Origin of the sequence: Variovorax sp. CAN15 (assembly GCF_030462475.1) — a bacterium.
In the GTDB taxonomy this organism is placed as follows: domain Bacteria; phylum Pseudomonadota; class Gammaproteobacteria; order Burkholderiales; family Burkholderiaceae_C; genus Variovorax.
In genome coordinates this window covers 1-15,038 of sequence record NZ_JASMRZ010000020.1, presented here as the reverse complement: position 1 = coordinate 15,038, position 15,038 = coordinate 1, and the positions used below count along the sequence as shown (strand labels likewise).

The 15,038-nt window shown below is 67.9% G+C and carries 18 protein-coding genes and 1 pseudogene; 11 read left to right on the top strand and 8 right to left on the bottom strand.

Annotated features, from left to right (window positions below; all coding sequences use genetic code 11):
* Positions 1–29 precede the first annotated feature (29 nt).
* The 7 genes from QMO14_RS15195 (at position 30) to QMO14_RS15165 (ending at position 5,061) form a co-directional block, all read left to right on the top strand.
* The gene (locus tag QMO14_RS15195) at positions 30–1,136 is read left to right on the top strand and encodes an S-(hydroxymethyl)glutathione dehydrogenase/class III alcohol dehydrogenase (protein WP_301508049.1); all 1,107 of its coding nucleotides are present in this window, start codon (positions 30–32) and stop codon (positions 1,134–1,136) included.
* Positions 1,137–1,154: 18 nt separating this feature from the next.
* Positions 1,155–2,084: an alpha/beta fold hydrolase gene (locus QMO14_RS15190; RefSeq protein ID WP_301508046.1), complete on the top strand. Its 930-nt coding sequence runs from the start codon at positions 1,155–1,157 to the stop codon at positions 2,082–2,084.
* Positions 2,081–2,959 carry an S-formylglutathione hydrolase gene (fghA, locus tag QMO14_RS15185; RefSeq protein ID WP_301508045.1) on the top strand — a complete coding sequence of 293 codons (879 nt, stop codon included), beginning with the start codon at positions 2,081–2,083 and terminating at the stop codon, positions 2,957–2,959. Before QMO14_RS15190 ends, fghA begins: the two co-directional genes overlap by 4 nt.
* A 51-nt stretch (positions 2,960–3,010) precedes the next feature.
* Positions 3,011–3,505: an N-acetyltransferase gene (locus QMO14_RS15180; protein WP_301508044.1), complete on the top strand. Its 495-nt coding sequence runs from the start codon at positions 3,011–3,013 to the stop codon at positions 3,503–3,505.
* 29 nt (positions 3,506–3,534) lie between these two features.
* Complete coding sequence (locus QMO14_RS15175) at positions 3,535–3,924, top strand: VOC family protein (RefSeq protein ID WP_301508043.1); 390 nt, start codon at positions 3,535–3,537, stop codon at positions 3,922–3,924.
* Between the two features lie 61 nt (positions 3,925–3,985).
* Positions 3,986–4,444, top strand: coding sequence for a TfoX/Sxy family protein (locus QMO14_RS15170; RefSeq protein WP_301508041.1), 459 nt, complete (start codon positions 3,986–3,988; stop codon positions 4,442–4,444).
* Positions 4,441–5,061, top strand: a complete 621-nt coding sequence (locus QMO14_RS15165) for a 3'-5' exonuclease (RefSeq protein ID WP_301508040.1) — start codon at positions 4,441–4,443, stop codon at positions 5,059–5,061. The genes QMO14_RS15170 and QMO14_RS15165 overlap by 4 nt, the downstream gene beginning before the upstream one ends.
* 10 nt (positions 5,062–5,071) lie before the next feature.
* Here the strand turns inward: QMO14_RS15165 and QMO14_RS15160 are convergent, their stop codons facing one another.
* Together QMO14_RS15160 and QMO14_RS15155 are read right to left on the bottom strand one after the other, a co-directional pair.
* Positions 5,072–5,800 carry an alpha/beta fold hydrolase gene (locus QMO14_RS15160; RefSeq protein ID WP_301508039.1) on the bottom strand — a complete coding sequence of 243 codons (729 nt, stop codon included), beginning with the start codon at positions 5,798–5,800 and terminating at the stop codon, positions 5,072–5,074.
* A 100-nt stretch (positions 5,801–5,900) separates the two neighbouring features.
* The gene (locus QMO14_RS15155) at positions 5,901–6,869 is read right to left on the bottom strand and encodes a helix-turn-helix domain-containing protein (protein WP_301508037.1); all 969 of its coding nucleotides are present in this window, start codon (positions 6,867–6,869) and stop codon (positions 5,901–5,903) included.
* Positions 6,870–7,030: 161 nt separating this feature from the next.
* Here QMO14_RS15155 and gnd point away from each other — a divergent pair, with 161 nt between their 5' ends.
* Entirely contained in the window at positions 7,031–8,455 is a 1,425-nt protein-coding gene (gnd, locus tag QMO14_RS15150; RefSeq protein WP_301508036.1) for a decarboxylating NADP(+)-dependent phosphogluconate dehydrogenase, read from the top strand.
* 67 nt (positions 8,456–8,522) lie between these two features.
* On the opposite strand, the pseudogene QMO14_RS15145 reads toward gnd, so the two are convergent.
* The 6 genes and pseudogenes from QMO14_RS15145 to QMO14_RS15120 all read right to left on the bottom strand — a co-directional run.
* Positions 8,523–8,910, bottom strand: a pseudogene (locus QMO14_RS15145) (LysR family transcriptional regulator); the annotation flags it as partial.
* A 44-nt stretch (positions 8,911–8,954) separates the two neighbouring features.
* Complete coding sequence (locus QMO14_RS15140) at positions 8,955–9,314, bottom strand: hypothetical protein (protein ID WP_301508035.1); 360 nt, start codon at positions 9,312–9,314, stop codon at positions 8,955–8,957.
* Between the two features lie 98 nt (positions 9,315–9,412).
* On the bottom strand, positions 9,413–9,808 hold the full coding sequence (locus QMO14_RS15135; protein ID WP_301508034.1) for a roadblock/LC7 domain-containing protein: 396 nt from the start codon (positions 9,806–9,808) through the stop codon (positions 9,413–9,415).
* Entirely contained in the window at positions 9,805–10,347 is a 543-nt protein-coding gene (locus tag QMO14_RS15130; protein WP_301508033.1) for an ATP/GTP-binding protein, read from the bottom strand. Before QMO14_RS15130 ends, QMO14_RS15135 begins: the two co-directional genes overlap by 4 nt.
* Entirely contained in the window at positions 10,344–11,021 is a 678-nt protein-coding gene (locus QMO14_RS15125) for a hypothetical protein (RefSeq protein ID WP_301508032.1), read from the bottom strand. Before QMO14_RS15125 ends, QMO14_RS15130 begins: the two co-directional genes overlap by 4 nt.
* A 635-nt stretch (positions 11,022–11,656) precedes the next feature.
* The gene (locus QMO14_RS15120; protein WP_301508031.1) at positions 11,657–12,625 is read right to left on the bottom strand and encodes a LysR family transcriptional regulator; all 969 of its coding nucleotides are present in this window, start codon (positions 12,623–12,625) and stop codon (positions 11,657–11,659) included.
* A 327-nt stretch (positions 12,626–12,952) separates the two neighbouring features.
* On the opposite strand from QMO14_RS15120, the gene QMO14_RS15115 reads away from it, so the two are divergent.
* From QMO14_RS15115 to QMO14_RS15105, 3 genes are all read left to right on the top strand, one after another.
* Positions 12,953–13,498 carry a MarR family winged helix-turn-helix transcriptional regulator gene (locus QMO14_RS15115; RefSeq protein WP_301508029.1) on the top strand — a complete coding sequence of 182 codons (546 nt, stop codon included), beginning with the start codon at positions 12,953–12,955 and terminating at the stop codon, positions 13,496–13,498.
* Between the two features lie 63 nt (positions 13,499–13,561).
* Positions 13,562–14,140: a DUF1569 domain-containing protein gene (locus tag QMO14_RS15110; RefSeq protein ID WP_301508028.1), complete on the top strand. Its 579-nt coding sequence runs from the start codon at positions 13,562–13,564 to the stop codon at positions 14,138–14,140.
* Positions 14,141–14,229: 89 nt separating this feature from the next.
* Positions 14,230–14,982: an alpha/beta fold hydrolase gene (locus QMO14_RS15105; protein ID WP_301508027.1), complete on the top strand. Its 753-nt coding sequence runs from the start codon at positions 14,230–14,232 to the stop codon at positions 14,980–14,982.
* The last annotated feature ends 56 nt before the right edge of the window (positions 14,983–15,038 follow it).

Here is a 15,038-nt window from a genome sequence, read left to right as displayed (position 1 = left end):
CCCATCCCCCGCTTCCGAGATCGAACACCATGAAGACCAAAGCCGCCGTCGCCTGGAAATCCGGCGCCCCGCTCACCATCGAAACCGTGGACCTGGAAGGCCCGAAGTTCGGCGAAGTGCTCGTCGAGATCAAGGCCACCGGCATCTGCCACACCGACTACTACACGCTCTCGGGCGCCGACCCCGAGGGCATCTTCCCCGCCATCCTGGGCCATGAAGGCGCGGGCATCGTGGTGGACGTCGGCCCCGGCGTCACCACGCTGAAGAAGGGCGATCACGTCATTCCGCTGTACACGCCCGAATGCCGCCAGTGCAAGTTCTGCCTGAGCCGCAAGACCAACCTGTGCCAGCTCATCCGCGGCACSCAGGGCAAGGGCCWGATGCCCGACGGCACCAGCCGCTTCAGCCTCGACGGCAAGCCCATCGCCCACTACATGGGCACGTCGACCTTCAGCAACTACACCGTCGCGCCCGAGATCTCGCTGGCGAAGATCCGCGAGGACGCGCCCTTCGACAAGGTCTGCTACATCGGCTGCGGCGTGACCACCGGCATCGGTGCGGTGATCTTCACCGCCAAGGTGGAAGCCGGCGCCAACGTGGTGGTGTTCGGCCTCGGCGGCATCGGGCTGAACGTGATCCAGGGCGCGAAGATGGTGGGCGCCGACAAGATCATCGGCATCGACCTGAACCCCGAGCGCGAGGCCATGGCCCGCAAGTTCGGCATGACGCACTTCCTGAACCCGAAGGACCACGAGAACATCGTTGACGCGATCGTGCAGCTGACCGACGGCGGCGCCGACTACAGCTTCGAGTGCATCGGCAACACCAAGGTGATGCGCCAGGCGCTGGAGTGCACGCACAAGGGCTGGGGCCGCAGCATCATCATCGGCGTGGCCGAAGCGGGTGCGGAGATCAGCACGCGGCCGTTCCAGCTGGTCACCGGCCGCAAGTGGGAAGGCTCGGCCTTCGGCGGCGCGCGCGGGCGCACCGACGTGCCGAAGATCGTGGACTGGTACATGGAAGGCAAGATCGACATCGACAGCCTGATCACGCACACGATGCCGCTGGAAGACATCAACAAGGGTTTCGACTTGATGAAGCGCGGTGAGTCCATCCGCGGCGTGGTCATCTACTGACGCCAGGAGATGCCCGCCATGAACCGCATGGAGCCCTTGCGCAAGATCGAGGCGGGCGTCCTCGAAGTCGCCTATTACGAGGCCGGCCCCGCCGACGGCCCGCCGGTGCTGCTGATGCACGGCTTTCCGTACGACATCCACACCTATGCCGAAGTCGCGCCCATGCTGGCCGAGGCCGGCTGCCGGGTGATCGTGCCGTACCTGCGCGGGTACGGTGCCACGCGCTTCCTGAGCGACGCGACACCGCGCTCGGGCGAGCAGGCTGCGCTGGGTGCCGACCTGCTCGCGCTGCTCGACGCGCTCAAGATCGAGCGCGCCGTACTGGCCGGCTACGACTGGGGCGGCCGCGCGGCTTGCGTGATCGCGGCGCTGTGGCCGCGGCGCTGCGCGGGGCTGGTGTCCCTCAACAGCTACAACATCCAGAACATCGCGAAGGCGATGGAACCCGACACGCCGGACAACGAGCACAGCCTCTGGTACCAGTACTACTTCCACAGCGAGCGCGGGCGCGCCGGTCTCCAGAAGGACCGCAAGGCGCTCACGAAGCTGCTGTGGAAGCTCTGGTCGCCCACCTGGAAGTTCGACGACGCCACCTTCGAGCGCAGCGCCGCCGCCTTCGACCATCCCGACTTCGTGGACGTGGTGATCCAGTCGTACCGCCACCGCTTCGGCCTGGTGGCTGGCGACCCGGCCTATGCCGACATCGAGCGCCGCCTCGCGGCCCAGCCCACGATCAACGTGCCCGCCATCACCTTCGACGGCATCGACGATGGCGTGCGTCCGCCCGCCGATGCCTCCGCCCATGCGCACCGCTTCGGCGGCCCGCGCTCGCACCGGCTCGTGCCCGGCGCCGGCCACAACCTGCCGCAGGAAGCGCCGCGTACCTTCGCCGACGCCGTGCTCGAACTCGTGCCCGCGCTGCGCGACAACGACAAGAATCCGCAATGACCGACAACACCCCCAAGCCCCTTTCCGAGCACCGCGCCTTCGGCGGCCTGCAGCGCTTCGTCGAACACCGCTCGCTCGAGATCGGCCTGCCGATGCGCTTCTCGGTCTACCTGCCGCCACAGGTCGCGCACGAACGCGTGCCGGCCCTGCTCTACCTTGCGGGGCTGACCTGCAACGAGGAAACCTTCCCCATCAAGGCCGGCGCGCAGCGCATGGCGGCCAGCCTGGGCATCGCGCTGATCGCGCCCGACACCAGCCCGCGCGGCCCGGAGGCGGAAGCCATTCCGGGCGCCAGGGACAACTGGGACTTCGGCATCGGCGCCGGCTTCTATCTCGACGCGCTCGCGGAGCCCTGGGCCACGCACTGGCGCATGGAAAGCTGGATCGTGCACGAGCTGCTGCCGCTGGTCGCCAGGCACTTCCCCATCGACGGCGAGCGCATCGGCATCTTCGGCCACTCGATGGGCGGGCACGGCGCGCTCACGCTGGCGCTGCGGCATCCGGGGCGCTTCAGGTCGCTGTCGGCCTTCGCGCCTATCTGCGCGCCCACGCAATGCCCATGGGGCGAGAAGGCCTTCGCGGGCTACCTGGGCGAGCCCGGCGCCGACCGCGCGCAATGGCTGGCGCACGATGCCAGCGCACTCATGAAGTCGCAGGTGACGGCGCCCTATCCGCAGGGCATCCTCATCGACCAGGGCCTGGACGACAAATTCCTGGCCGAGCAGTTGCATCCCGAGGTCTTCGAGGCCGCCTGCTTTGCCGCCGGCCAGCCGCTCACGCTGCGCCGACACGCGGGCTACGACCACGGCTACTACTTCATCCAGAGCTTCATGGCGGACCACATCGCGCATCACGCGCAGACCCTGCGGGCCTAGCGTACTGCCTCATCGACTGCGGCGGCCCCGCGCCGTATCATGAAACGCATCATGCCCGCCGCCCAGATTCCGGCTTTCCACCTGCGATCGCGCGAAGGCGGCGCCGAGGAAGGCATGGTGCTGGCGGGCATCTGGCGTCGCGCGTGGATCGCGGCCAACCGCGACGCTGCGCACGTCGAACCCATCGCCCACTGGCTGCATCGCGTGCACACCGAGTTCGGCCCTCCCGCCGAGGTGGTACTGGCCGAGCGCGAAGCCCAGGTGCTGGCCTTCATGGTGCTGCTGGCTCAGCGCGAGTACGTGGCCCAGCTTTTCGTCGAGCCTCATCTGCGCAACCAGGGCCTGGGCAAGGCATTGCTCGACGAGGCCTGCGTGCGCATTCCCTCCGGCTGGCGGCTGCACGTGGCGGCCACCAACACGTCGGCGCAGCGCTTCTACGAGCGCTACGGGCTGGAGCGCGGCGCGGCCGACCGCCACCCCACCAGCGGACGCGAGCGCATCGCCTACCATTGGTCGCCATCGCGCCCGCCGTGGCGCATCGGCTGAACGGCCGCCATCCCATCTTTCGCTGCCACATGCGCATTGACCACATCGCACTCTGGACCACCGATCTCGAGCGCTGCAAGCGCTTCTACGTCGACTACTTCGGCGCCACCGCCGGTGCGGGTTACGTGAATCCGGCCAAGGGCTTCGCCTCCTGCTTCCTGAGCCTGGGCGACGGCGCGCGCATCGAGGCCATGACCACCAGCACGCTCTCGCCCGTGCCGGCCGAGGCTGGCGCGCAGCGCATGGGCTGGACGCACCTTGCGATCAGCGTGGGCTCCGACGCGGCGGTGGACGAGCTCACCCGGCGCCTGAAGGCCGACGGCTATCCGCTGCTCGACGGCCCGCGCCGCACTGGCGACGGCTACTACGAGAGCGTGGTGCTCGACCCGGACGGCAACCGCATCGAGATCACCGCATGAGCGCCGCGCCGGGCCGCCCCAGGCAAGATCGCGCCGCAATGCGAAGCACGAAGGTACTGCGATGAGCGTCTTCGTCCAAAGCCTGCACGAGATCTTCGAGCGCCTGGGCCGCATCGAAACGAAGCGCATGTTCGGCGGCCATGGCGTATGGCACGAGGGCCGCATGATCGCGCTGGTGGCCAACGAGACGCTCTACCTGAAGTCCGACGCCGAAAGCGCCCCGCACTTCGACAGGCTGAACCTGCAGCCCTTCACCTACATGCGCCAGGGCAAGGCGATGCCGATGTCGTATCGGCTCGCGCCCGCGGATCTCTTCGAGGACCGCGAGGAAGCCGCCCGCTGGGGCCGGCTCGCCTACGAGGCGGCGCTGCGCTCGGGCCAGCCGCCGAAGCCGAAAAAACCGAAGAAAGCGCCGGCCACAAGGAAGGCCGCAGCAAAAAAGACAGCGGCAAAGAAAACCGCTGCAAAGAAAGCACCCGTGAAAAAGAAGAAGCCGACGACGAAAGCAGCAGCCCGGTGAACGAGCGCCGCAACACCCCCGCGCTCCCGCCCCTGCCCGAGCGCGAACAGATCGCGCTGCTCGACCCCTTCGAAAGCCTGGTCGCCGCGAACATCGTGGTCGTCTCCACGCCGCAGGAGGCCGAGCGCGCCGCCGCCACGCTGCTGGCGGCAGGCATCGCGGGCTTCGACACCGAATCCAAGCCCACTTTCGCGAAGAACGAGGTGTCGGGCGGCCCGCACGTGGTGCAGTTCGCCACGCGCGACACGGCCTGGCTGTTCCAGCTGCACCGCACCGAGTGCAACCCGGTGGTGGCCGCGCTGATCGCTTCCACCGAACTGCGCAAGGTGGGCTTCGGCCTTTCGGGCGACCTGACGCTGATCCGCAACCGCCTGAACATCGAACCGAAGGCGGTGTTCGACATCGACGACGAATTCCGCCGCCGGGGCTACCGCAGGTCGGTGGGCGTGAAGGCGGCGGTGGCGCTGGTGTTCGACCGCCGCTTCGTCAAGTCGCGCAAGGCGACCACCTCGAACTGGGCCAACCGGCAGCTCACCGAGGCGCAGATCAGATACGCCGCGAACGACGCATGGGCGTCGATCCGCGTGTACGACGCGCTCTTCGGCGGCAGCGGCTGAACTTCCGGGCTCAGTCGCGCCCGGCCTCGATGATGGCCTGCGCGAGGCGCTTGGGGTTCGAGAAGAACATCTCGTGGCTGCCCGGGCACTCCACCAGCCTGAAAAGGCCCAGCCGCTCCGACAGACGCGGATGCCACGGCATGCCGTGCGGCATCGCGGTGTCCTGCTGGCAGTTCAGGTACGACTTGCCCAGCGCCAGCGCGGCCAGCGGCTGGCTCAGACGGATCTTGTCCGTGAAAGTGCGATACGGATGGGGGTTGAGCTTTTCGTAGGCGGCCTGCGCGGTCGCGAAGTCGGCGTCGTTGATGAAGGCCTCGCGCCAGATCTCGAAGGGCAGCGTCACGGCGTTGCCGCTGGCCGCGGCGACGGCGTCGAACATCGTCACGTAGTGCGGCGGCACCATGTCGTTGAGCGATTCGCCGTCCAGCGGCACGAAGGCGTTGATGTACACCAGCCGCTTGAGTCGATGCGCAATGCGGTCGGCCACGCCCGAGATGACCATGCCGCCATAGCTGTGCCCGACGAGGCGCACCTGCGTGAGGTCCTTTTCCTCGATGTAGCGCACGGCCGAGGCGATGGCGTCCTCCAGGCCGGTGGCGGCGCGGTCGTCGCCGGGGTTGTTGCCCGCAAGCGTGGGGCAGTGCACGGTGTGGCCGGCCGCTCGAACGCCATCGGCGACGGCTTCGATCTCGGCGCCGGTGTGCCACGCGCCGTGGATCAGGACATAGGTATCGGACATGGGAGGTCTCTTTCGTTGTTGCGATGAAGAGGGACTTTAGGAACGGGGCGATGCCGCGAATGGCCGATGCCCGCCACGCGGATGGCCGGTTCGCGCCAGTTCAGCGCCGGCGCCGCAGTTCGCCGGGTGTGGCGCCCAGGTGCGCGCGGCATTGGCGAACAAAGTGTGAGGCATCTGCCAGCCCCACGCGATACCCGATTTGGGCGATGCCCAGACGGTCGAAACGTGCATCGGCCAGCATGCGGCGCGCGGCCGCCATGCGGAAACCAGCGAGCGCGGCGGCAAAGGTGGTGGCTCCTTCCGCGCCGCCTTCTCCGGCGGCCAGGCAGCGGTGCAGGCTGCGCTCGGAGATACCCAGTCCGCGCGCCACGCTCGCCGCCGTGAGCCCGCACTCGGCATGCCGCTCGCGCGTGGCGTCGAGCACCCGGCGGCGCAGCGCGGCACGGCAGTTGTCGGGTGCGTCCGCGAAGCCGTTGCCGGTGGCCAGTGCAAGCAGGCCGCCGAGCTGGTCGCTCAGCAGCTCGGCGGGCATCGGCGGCTTCGCCGCCAGCTCGGGCGTCAGCTGCCGCACGAAGCCGCACAGCACGCCGCCCCAGCCCGAATGCCCGTCGATGCGCCGCGCCACCTGGTCGCCAGCGTCGGGAATCCATGCGTCGACCCAGGCGGTCGGCAACTCCAGCGAGATGGTGTCGGCCGACTGCAGCAGGTGGAATTCATAGAGCCGGCGCGAATCGACCAGCACCGCGTCACCAGGCAGCAGCCGCGCCGAGCGGCCGTCCTGCACCGCCACCCAGGCCGAGTCGGCCTTGCACAGCAGGTAGAAGTAGTTGTTGCGGCTGTGGGCGATGGCCCGGCGGGTGCGGTAGACGTCCTGCGCGCTGCCGCGCACCTGGTTGACCACGATGGGCCCGAGCGGCGCAGATTCGAGCGTGGCGCCGAAGCTGCCGGCCATGGGGCTGGTCACGTCCATCTCCAGGAAGCCCTCGCAGACCGCGCCCACCCAATAGTCCAGCCGCTGCGCGGGCGGCACGGCGTCGGTGGACCAGCGGAGGATGGCGTCGTGGCTCATGCGGACATGAACATAGCCAAGGCGGACCCGCTTGCCAATCGGGTTTAGACCGTCTCCGACGCCCCGCCGGGCGCCGCATCGGCACAATGGTCCTCGAACCAAACCAGTGCGCCGGGCGCCCGCCCCGCTTGCACACACACGAAGGAAGGACACCACAGGCCATGAGCAACAAGCAAAGCGACTTCGGACTGATCGGCCTGGCCGTGATGGGCCAGAACCTCGTTCTGAACGTGGAAAGCCGCGGCTTCCAGGTCAGCGTCTACAACCGTACAGAGGCCACCACCGAGGCCTTCATCGCCGCCAACCCCGGCAAGAAGCTGGTCGACGCGAAGACGCTGGAGGAGTTCGTGCAGAGCCTGGCCAGGCCGCGCAAGATCCAGATCATGGTGAAGGCCGGCGCGCCGGTCGACCAGGTGATCGAGCAGCTCATTCCCCTGCTGGACAAGGACGACATCGTCATCGACGGCGGCAACAGCCTCTACACCGACACCGAGCGCCGCGACGCGTATCTCGGCAGCAAGGGCCTGCGCTTCATCGGCGCCGGCGTCTCGGGCGGCGAGGAAGGCGCGCGCAAGGGCCCGTCGATCATGCCGGGCGGCCCGCTTTCCACCTGGGAGGTGATGAAGCCCATCTTCGAGAGCATCGCGGCCAAGGTGGACGGCGAGCCCTGCGTGATCCACATCGGCCCCGGCGGCGCGGGCCACTACGTGAAGATGGTGCACAACGGCATCGAATACGGCGACATGCAGCTCATCTGCGAGGCCTACAGCCTGTTCAAGGCAGCCGGCTTCACTACCGACGAGATGGCCGCCATCTTCAACGAATGGAACGAGGGCGAGCTGCAGAGCTACCTGATCCAGATCACCGCCAAGGCGCTGGAGCAGAAAGACCCGGAAACCGGCAAGCCGATCGTCGACGTCATCCTCGACAAGGCCGGCCAGAAGGGCACGGGCCAGTGGACGCTGATCAACGCCGCCGAGAACGCGGTGGTCATCAGCACCATCAACGCCGCCGTGGAAGCGCGTGTGCTCTCGTCGCAGAAGAAGGCGCGCGTGGCCGCCAGCAAGCAGTTGCAGGGGCCGAAGATCGAACTGCCGGTGGAGAAGAAGGCGCTGGTGGCCAAGGTGCACGACGCGCTCTACGCCTCGAAGGTCATCAGCTACACGCAGGGCTTCGACCTCATCAAGACCATGGGCGACAGGAAGAACTGGGGCCTCGACCTCGGCGGCATCGCCTCGATCTGGCGCGGCGGCTGCATCATCCGCGCCCGCTTCCTCAACCGCATCACCGACGCCTTCCGCACCGACCCGGCGCTGGCCAACCTGATGCTCGATCCGTTCTTCAAGGACCTGCTCAATCGCACGCAGCAGAACTGGCGCGAAGTGGTGGCGCTGGCCGTGAGCAATGGAATCCCGGTGCCGGCCTTCAGCGCGTCGCTGGCCTACTACGACAGCTACCGAACCGAGCGCCTGCCCGCGAACCTGCTGCAGGCGCAGCGCGACTTCTTCGGCGCCCACACGTACGAGCGCGTGGACAGGCCCGAAGGGCTGTTCTTCCACACCGACTGGCCTGAAGTGATCGGCTGATCCGCCCCCCCTGTCCGGAAGCTGGCGCCGATCGCGTCCACGCCGGTCGCGCCCCGCCCGCCTGTACCGCGTCGCCGAGAACGAAATCCAGCCGCACGCGCGGATGCGCGGCCAGAAAGCCGCTCACCCATTCGATGGAGAAGAAATCGAAGAAGCGGGCCGGCGCAGCCCGCGCACCGGCCCGCCCGGCTCTTGGCCGCCCGCGATCTGCCGCTGCCCGGCGCCGATGAGTTCCTCCACCGCCGGCATGCACCGTTCATGGACGCCTGGCCCGCACTGGTCAGCGCCAGCTTGCGGGTCGAGCGCTGCAGCAGCCGGGTGCCGAGGTGCGCCCCGACCTGGCGGATGCGGCGGCTCACGGTGGCCGAAGGCACGCGCAGATGCCGCGCGGCCCCGGCAAAGCTGCCCAGCCGCGCCATCTGCACGAACATCGCGACTTCGTTCAGATCCAGCACTTCGTTTTTTCCCTCTGACGGCGCTTGTGTGTGCCGGTTTCTTCTCAGAAATCCATCAGCTTGTCGACTTCCTGCGTCTTGCGGCGCGCCAGCGCGAGGTTGGCGCGCTGCTTGTCGAGCACCACGTAGAGGAAGAGCCCCTCCTTCACCGACGAGGGCCGAAGGATGTGGTATTGCCTGCCGAGGGTGATGAGCATGTCCTCGATCACGTCGCTCAGGCCGAGCGCGCGCATGGTCTTGAGCTTGGCGCGCACCACTTCCGTGTTGCCGGCCGCGGCGATCTCCATGTCCACGCCCGCCCCCTCGCTGCCGAGGATCATGCCGCTGCCCGAGTCGACGACGGCAGCGCACATGGCACCGTCGATGGTGAGGATGTCGTCGAGCGTCTGCTTGATGGAAGCCAATTTTTTCTCCAGGGAAATCGTTGAAGTTGAAAGAAGGAATTGCTGCGTACGGGAAGAGACCCGCGCGCCACGCAGACGCGCGCGGGAGGAATCGGTGGTCACACCTCGGCGAGGGTCCTGGCGAGTTGGGCGGCGCGGTACGCCACCATCGCGGGCACGGCGCTGTCTCGCGCCAGCACGTTGATCACGAGATCGGTGTCGCGGCGATGCACGCTGTGGAACACCGCGAAGCCCGAGTCCGTGAGCACCATCACGCTCTCGCGGCGGCCGAGGCGGGCCTCCTGCGAGACCACGTCGCCGATCGCCACGATGGAGCTGCCCATGGCGGCCACGCGCGCCGGGTCCGCGTCGCTGACGCAGGCGGAGGCCACGTCGAAGCCGTCCGCGGTGGCGACCACCGCCGCGGTCACGCCGGTCAGCTCTTCGACCAGCCTGCGCACTTCACGCTGCGCATGCGCCGTGGCCGTCCTGGACAGGCCGTGTATGGAACTCACTCTTCGTCTCCCCGCATGTCGGCTTCGAGTTGCATGAGCAGCGTGTCGATCAGCAGAAGCACGTCGCTGCGGCGGCGCACGTCCACTTCGAGAATGGGAAACACCCGGCCGGTGGATGCGAGCCGCCCGGCATGGTCGTCGAGGGTGGGCACGGGATGGGAGTGCATCCGCCCCACGCCGACGACGCATGGCAGCGTGCGCAGGTGCTCGGCGAATGCGTCCAGGTACACGGACAGGTCGGCGAGCGGATCGGGCCGCGAGTTGTCCATCAGCACGATGAGGCCCAGCGCGTTCCTCGCGAGGATCTTCCAGAGAAAGTCGAAGCGGGCCTGCCCCGGCGTGCCGAAGAGGCGGACGATGTCGCCGTTGTCCAGCGTGAGCTGGCCGTAGTCCAGCCCGACGGTGGTGCGGGCCTTGTCGATGGACGCGTCGGAATTGCGCACGTCGGTCACGATGGGCGCGACCTCGCTCACGAGGCCGATGGCCGTCGTCTTGCCGGCACCCACGGTGCCAGTGACGAGGATCTTGTGCTCCCTCATGGCACGCGCAGGCCCAGCCGGCGGCGGATGCCATCGATGAAGCTGCGCGCCAGATCGCGGCTGCGCAGCGCCCTGTCGCCGCGGGGCATGGCCGGCGGCAGGGCCGGCGCCACGCGCAGCTCCAGCACGCCGGCCTTGCGCAGTTCGAGCAGGAAAGCCACGCACTGGGAGAAAGGCAGCTGGCTGATGTCCGACAGCTCGATCGCGTTCAACGCGCGGCGCGACAGCAGGCTCGCCATGCGGATGTTGTCGAGGTCGTTGCGCAGCAGCATGGACGGCGGCCAGCGGCGCAGCATGAAGTGCTCCGCGTCGGACACCTCTACTTCCAGCGCCGTCTGCTCGTGCAGCGTGAGGCCGCCGGACTGCGCCTCGCGCAGCGCCTGCTCGATGCTGCGCAGCCACTGCTGCAGCCTGTCGGCGCGGATCGGCCGCTCCATGGTGCCGGGCTGCCAGCCCGCGTTCATGCGCGTGAGCCTGAGCACGGCCGCGGCCATGCTGCCGACCGCCCCGGGATATTCATGCTCCGCCGAGGAGCCGTCGACCAGCAGCGCGTCGTAGGGCGGCGCATCGACCAACTGCCAGGCAAAGCCGGGCTGGCCCGCCGAGAGCCTCATGATCGTGTGGATCAGGACGACCTCCGCCATGGGCAGCTTGTGCACGCCTAGCCTCAGCATGGATGTGTCCTCTGCGCCGCGGCCATGCCCGGTCAGTTCATCGGGGCCGTGTCGCGCCAGCCTTGCGGGCGCGGCGCAAAGATGCGTTCCAGCGCCCCGGCGGCGGCCCGGTGGAAGCGCTGCATGCCGACGTGGGATGCCACGAGGCCGTCCGATCCACCGAGCGGTCGTCCGCTCGGGACCTCGTTCCTGCAGTGGGGCGGCACGGCGGATGCGGCCACGGCGAAGCAAGCCAGAAGGACCGCAGATTCAATCAGCGTGAACCCTCTGGCTCGGCGCGAAAGCCGTTGGCCCGCGTGTTGTTTCGCTGCACTCGTCGACCGTGGATTCAACCCGTTCCCCTTGCCGTAACCTGAAAGATCCATTTCCCTATATGGGAATGATGAAAATGAATGAATTTTTTGCGTGGCGCGCAATGCAGAAGTGCCGAATTGCATGCCAGCCCAAAGTCCCTGCGACAATTATTTACGAAATATTTCGTACTCCATTGGCGCAAAAAATGAGTTTCAGCCGATCGGCTTTCGATGCAATCCACACGATTTGTCCGAATGAATTGCACCAAACAAAGGCGAATTGCACTCATGTGGTGCAAGCGCAATCGACGAAAAAGAGCAATCAAAATTGCGCGCCGTAGCTCAGCGGCAGGCCGAAGAATCCAGAGGCCGCTCCAACCGGCTTTCGCTCATCGTCTCGGCTGGGAGCGGCGTCCATTCCTGCAGGCTGAGTTTTTCGACCGCCATGTCCACGAACGCCGTGACCGCCAGCGGCCGCTGCTGGCGGCTCGGGTAGACCACGCTCATGCCGCGACCTGCCCGCACGTATTGGGGCAGCACCGGCACCAGCCGGCCCGACGCCAGCTCGGCCGAGGTCAGGATTGCCGGCAGGGCGACGATGCCCAGTCCGGCGCAGGCGGCCTCGCGCAGCGCCACGTGGGTGTTGCTGCTGAAGCGGCCGCGCACACGGACGTCTTCCTCGGTGCCGTCGGGCCCCTGCAGGCGCCAGGTGGCGAAACTGCCTGTGGCCGGCGGCTGCGTCACGCACTCGTGCTCGCTCAGTTCGCGCAGGTCGCGCGGCGCGCCGTTCGCCGCGATGTAGGCGGGGCTGGCCAGGAGGCCGCCGTAACTCGTGAATATCCGGCGTGCCACGTAGCTCGAATCTTCGAGCGCCCCGATGTGGAACGCCACGTCGACGCGGTCGGCGATGAGGTCGGCCGGCAGGTCGCTGAGCACGAAGTCGATCTGCACCAGCGGGTGCGCGGCCAGGAAGGCCGACACCCAGCCCATGTCGAAATACTCGAAGAAGCTGGCCGAAGCCGCCACCCGGATCGCGCCGCTGGGCTCCTTGTGGACCGCCACGTGCGACTGCCCGGCCTCTATCAGTTCCTCGACCGCCGGGCCGCAGCGCTCGTGGAAGGTCTGACCCGCGCTGGTCAGCGTGAGCTTGCGGGTGGAGCGCTGCATCAGCCGGGTGCCCAGGCGCGCCTCGAGCTGCTGGATGCGCCGGCTCACCGTGGCCGAGGGCATGCGCAGGTGCCGCGCGGCTTCCGCGAAGCTGCCCAGGCGCGCCACCTGGACAAACATGGCGACTTCGTTCAGATCGAGCAAGGGAGTCCTTCTTTGAATGACGGCTGTAAAAGGCTTGGGGTCCATCAATTCCGCTATTGCTATCGATCGATATCCAAATTGCGATCAATCCGGCGCGAATAGCGGTGCGATATGCCGACTCTTCGCAAAAGCGCAGCGGCGAATACTGAGCACCGGCTGACTTTCCGTAATTGGCGGACGTTCAATGGATAAATGCCGGGAATCTCAATGACATTTCGGCAATATTCATTGCCCGGCAGTTTATAAATATCAACAAACGATTGATCTAATCCATCACCCACCATCGAGGTCGGTCGGCCACCCCAAGACCTCGCGTCCGGATTTCCAATGCAAGCTTTCCCCGATGCCCAGGCCCTGCGCTCGCCGCGCTCCCTGGACGACCTGCTCCTGTACCGCCTCTCCCGCGCCATGCGCCCGGGCAGCGGCATGGCGACGCGCCTCGTCGAAGGCGGCTTCGGCATCACGCACCGCGAGTGGGGAATGATCGGCATGCTCGCGCAGATCGGCGAGATCACTTCATCGGCCTTCGCCGAGCGCCTGCAGCTCGACCGCGTGCGTACCTCGCGCGGCCTGCGCAGCCTGGCCGAGAAGAAGCTGGTGGAACGCAGGCGCGATGCCGACGACGGCCGCGAGGTCCATGTGCGGCTGAGCGCCGCGGGCCGGGAGCTGTGTGATTCGGTGTTCCCGCGGATCGCGCGCCTCAACATGGACCTGCTTGAAGCCATCGACGAAGAGCACCTCGACGTCTTCCTCATTTGCCTGCGCCGCCTCGAGCTGCGCGGCAAGGAACTGAGCGCGCTGGGCGCGGTGTCCGAGAAGGCCGACCGCCGCTCGGGCGGCACGCGCCACAGGTGGCCGGGGCGCAGCGCCTGAATACGGAGATCGTCGGAAATTTGACAGTTCCGGCGCGGCCCGGTGCCTACCATCCGGCACCACATGAACACCCACAACAAGGACGACAACCGTGCGTCGCGCACCCGGCGCACCCTGCTGACCGGCGGCGTACTGCTGGCCGGCGCCGCAGCCGCGGGCGCCGGCTACGTCCTCACCCACTCCGACCAGACCATCGCCATGGACGATTTCTCCGACCTGCCCCGCGCCATGCGCACCCTCGAGCGCCTGCGCACGACGCCGCTGCGCACCCGCTCCGGCTGGGACCTGGCCCAGGTGCTGCACCACAGCGCGCAGAGCGTCGAATACTCCCTGGACGGCTTCCCCCAGCTCAAGCCCGCGTGGTTCCGCGCCTCGCTCGGCAGCATGGCGTTCGCCGTGTTCTCGGCGCGCGGCCGGATGAGCCACGGGCTCGAAGAGCCCATCCCCGGCGCGCCGGCCATCGCATCGAGCCAGCCGCTCGATGCCGCCGTGGACCACCTGATGACCGCGCTGGCCCGCTTCGAGCGGCACGGCACAGCGCTCGCACCGCACTTCGCCTACGGCGCGCTGAGCAAGCCGGAGTACACCCGGGCGCATCTCATGCACCTGGCGAATCACTGGGAACTGGTGGACGCCGGCTGAGACGGGCCCCTGCGTCGCCGGTGGCCAGGGCACCCGTCGGATGCGTCCGGGTATTCTCGATCCATCGAAGACCGATGGAGACGGCGGACATGTACACGGAACAAGGCGGCGAAGGCCCGGACCTGCTTCTCCTGCTGCACGGAATGGGCGCGACGGGCGCCGCGTGGTCGCCCTTGTGCGCCGATGCCGGCACTCGCTGGAAAGGCCGCTGGCTCACGCTCGACCTGCCCGGCCATGGCGGCTCCGGCAGGCAGGACTCCTATGCCATAGGCCAGCATGCAGCGAGCGTCGCGCGCGCCGTGCTGCCGCATCTGCAACCGGAGGGCCGCCTGGTGGTGCTCGGGCATTCGCTGGGCGGCGTGATCGGCCTCGCGCTCGCCACGGGCTGGTTCGGCCTCCTGCCGCATCGCGTCTTCGCGGCCGGCATCAAGATCGCGTGGAGCGACGAGGAAGTGCGCCGCCTGGACTCGCTGGCGCTTCAGCCCGCGAAGCTGTTCGCCACCGAAGAGGAAGCGCGCGAGCGATACCTGAAGGTGTCGGGCCTCGCCGCGGTGGCCGGTGCACCGGCTTCGGTGGCCGCACGGGGCATCGCACACGGCGACGGCGGCTGGCGCCTTGCGATGGACCCGCGCGCCAACGCGGTGGGCAAGCCGCCGCTATCGGAGCTGATGGCGCTCGCGCGCTGCCCCGTTCATCTCGCGCGCGGAGGCGACGATGCGATGGTGACGCTGGAGCAGACCCGCTCGCTCGATGCCGAAGCGCGCGACCTCGGTTCGCACGGGCACAACGTGATGGTCGAGGCGCCCGCGCAGGTCTGGGACTGGATGGCGTCCTTCAGCTGACGMGCAGCTCTTCGATCCTGCGGATCGGTATGGCGACTTCGGCGACTTGGGCCAAT

Excerpts from the sequence above, each read along its gene's own strand:
- QMO14_RS15190 (WP_301508046.1), top strand. The coding sequence starts at position 1,155 with ATGAACCGCATGGAGCCCTTGCGCAAGATCGAGGCGGGCGTCCTCGAA.
- fghA (WP_301508045.1), top strand. The coding sequence starts at position 2,081 with ATGACCGACAACACCCCCAAGCCCCTTTCCGAGCACCGCGCCTTCGGC.
- QMO14_RS15180 (WP_301508044.1), top strand. The coding sequence starts at position 3,011 with ATGCCCGCCGCCCAGATTCCGGCTTTCCACCTGCGATCGCGCGAAGGC.
- QMO14_RS15175 (WP_301508043.1), top strand. The coding sequence starts at position 3,535 with ATGCGCATTGACCACATCGCACTCTGGACCACCGATCTCGAGCGCTGC.
- QMO14_RS15170 (WP_301508041.1), top strand. The coding sequence starts at position 3,986 with ATGAGCGTCTTCGTCCAAAGCCTGCACGAGATCTTCGAGCGCCTGGGC.
- QMO14_RS15160 (WP_301508039.1), bottom strand. The coding sequence starts at position 5,800 with ATGTCCGATACCTATGTCCTGATCCACGGCGCGTGGCACACCGGCGCC.
- QMO14_RS15155 (WP_301508037.1), bottom strand. The coding sequence starts at position 6,869 with ATGAGCCACGACGCCATCCTCCGCTGGTCCACCGACGCCGTGCCGCCC.
- gnd (WP_301508036.1), top strand. The coding sequence starts at position 7,031 with ATGAGCAACAAGCAAAGCGACTTCGGACTGATCGGCCTGGCCGTGATG.
- QMO14_RS15130 (WP_301508033.1), bottom strand. The coding sequence starts at position 10,347 with ATGAGGGAGCACAAGATCCTCGTCACTGGCACCGTGGGTGCCGGCAAG.
- QMO14_RS15125 (WP_301508032.1), bottom strand. The coding sequence starts at position 11,021 with ATGCTGAGGCTAGGCGTGCACAAGCTGCCCATGGCGGAGGTCGTCCTG.
- QMO14_RS15115 (WP_301508029.1), top strand. The coding sequence starts at position 12,953 with ATGCAAGCTTTCCCCGATGCCCAGGCCCTGCGCTCGCCGCGCTCCCTG.
- QMO14_RS15110 (WP_301508028.1), top strand. The coding sequence starts at position 13,562 with ATGAACACCCACAACAAGGACGACAACCGTGCGTCGCGCACCCGGCGC.
- QMO14_RS15105 (WP_301508027.1), top strand. The coding sequence starts at position 14,230 with ATGTACACGGAACAAGGCGGCGAAGGCCCGGACCTGCTTCTCCTGCTG.